The 1,812-nt window shown below is 67.7% G+C and carries 1 protein-coding gene; it reads left to right on the forward strand.

Going from position 1 to position 1,812, the window contains the following annotated elements:
- Positions 1-1,812, forward strand: a 1,812-nt coding sequence (locus tag HR086_RS46590; RefSeq protein WP_174468882.1) for an AMP-binding protein, incomplete at both ends; no start/stop codon positions are given.

Raw genomic sequence — 1,812 nt, forward strand, 5'->3', positions numbered from 1 at the left:
GCTCGGCCCTCTGCCTCGATGACGCCGCACTGCGCGCCTCTCTCGCCGCGCTCCCCACCTCCAATCCTCCTCGCGTCTCCCTTCCCTCCCACCTCGCCTACGTCATCTACACCTCAGGCTCCACCGGACGTCCCAAGGGCGTGATGGTCCACCACTCCTCCGTGGTGAATCTCCTCTCCGCCCTCTCCTCTGCCGTCTACTCCGACGTCCAGCGCCCGCTCCGCATCTCCCTCAACGCGCCCCTCTCCTTCGACGCCTCCGTCAAGCAGCTCGTCTTCCTCGCCCAGGGCCATTGCCTCTGCTTCGTCCCTCAGGCCGCTCGCGAAGACGTCCCGCTGCTTCTCTCCTGGATTCAGAAGCACCAGCTCGACGTCTTCGACTGCGCCCCTTCTCACCTCCGCCTCCTCCTTGACGAAGGCCTTGCTTCTTCTCAGCGCCCCTTGCGTCTCCTCATTGGCGGTGAGGCCATCGACGACTCTCTCTGGGCGACGCTTTCCTCTTCGCCCTCCCTGAGCGCCTTCAACGTCTACGGGCCCACTGAGGCCACCGTCGACACCACCGCGCTCTCCATCCGCTCCTCTGCGCGTCCCGCACTCGGTGGGCCGCTCTCCAACGTCGCCACCTTCATCCTCGACGCCTCTCTCCAGCCCGCTCCCATCGGCGTCCCTGGTGAGCTCTTCATCGGCGGCGACGGCCTCGCTCGCGGCTACCACCTCCGTCCGGACCTCACCGCCGAGCGTTTCGTCCCCAATCCCTTCTCCTCGGTACCGGGGGCGCGCCTCTACCGCACCGGTGACAAAGCCCGTTGGCTTGCCCACGGCCACCTCGAGTACCTCGGCCGCATCGACTTCCAGGTGAAGCTGCGCGGCTTCCGCATCGAGTTGGGCGAAGTCGAGACCGCTCTCGAAGCGCTGGCTTCCGTCCACCACGCCGCTGCCCTCGTCCGTGAGGACGTCCCGGGCCTCAAGCGCCTCGTCGCCTACGTCACCCCCGCTTCCGTCGACACCTCGTCTCTTCGCGCGGAGCTGCTCCTCAGCCTCCCCGAGTACATGGTGCCCTCGGCCTTCGTCGCGCTCGACGCCCTGCCCATCAACACCCACGGCAAGCTCGACAGGAAGGCCCTCCCGGCTCCCGACTCCAGCCCCACCGACTCCTTCCTCGCGCCTCGCAACCCCACCGAGACTCGCCTCGCCGCCATCTGGGCAGAGGTCCTCCACCTCGACTCCGTCAGCGTCTCCGACGACTTCTTCGCCCTCGGTGGCCACTCTCTCCTCGCCACCCAGGTCGTCTCTCGCGTCCGCAAGGCCTTCGACGTCGAGCTGCCTCTTCGCGCTCTCTTCGAAGCGCCAACCATTGCGGCGCTCGCGGCTCGCGTCGATGCCGTGGGCCACGGGGACATGTCGCTCCAGCTGCCTCCGCTCGTGGCGGTGCCTCGTACTGGACCGCTGCCGCTGTCCTTCGCGCAGCAGCGCCTGTGGTTCCTCGACAGGCTCCAGCCGGGCAGTCCGTTCTACAACATCCCCTCGGCCATCCAGCTCCATGGGGGACTGAACCTCGCTGCGCTGGAGCGGGCGATTCAGGAGTTGGTGCAGCGCCATGAAGCGCTGCGCACTTCGTTCCACGTCCAGGAGGACGGAGAGGCCGTCCAGCACATCCATCCTCGGGTGGAGCTGTCCGTCCCGGTGACGGACCTGGAGGCCGTGCCCGAAGCCTCGCGTGAGACAGAAGCGCGGCGACTGGCCCAACTCGAAGCGCAGAAGCCGTTCGAGCTCTCCCAGGCCCCGCTGCTCCGTGCTTCCGTGCTTCGCCTCT

It is taken from the genome of Myxococcus sp. CA039A (assembly GCF_013336645.1).
In the GTDB taxonomy this organism is placed as follows: Bacteria; Myxococcota; Myxococcia; order Myxococcales; family Myxococcaceae; genus Myxococcus; species Myxococcus llanfairpwllgwyngyllgogerychwyrndrobwllllantysiliogogogochensis.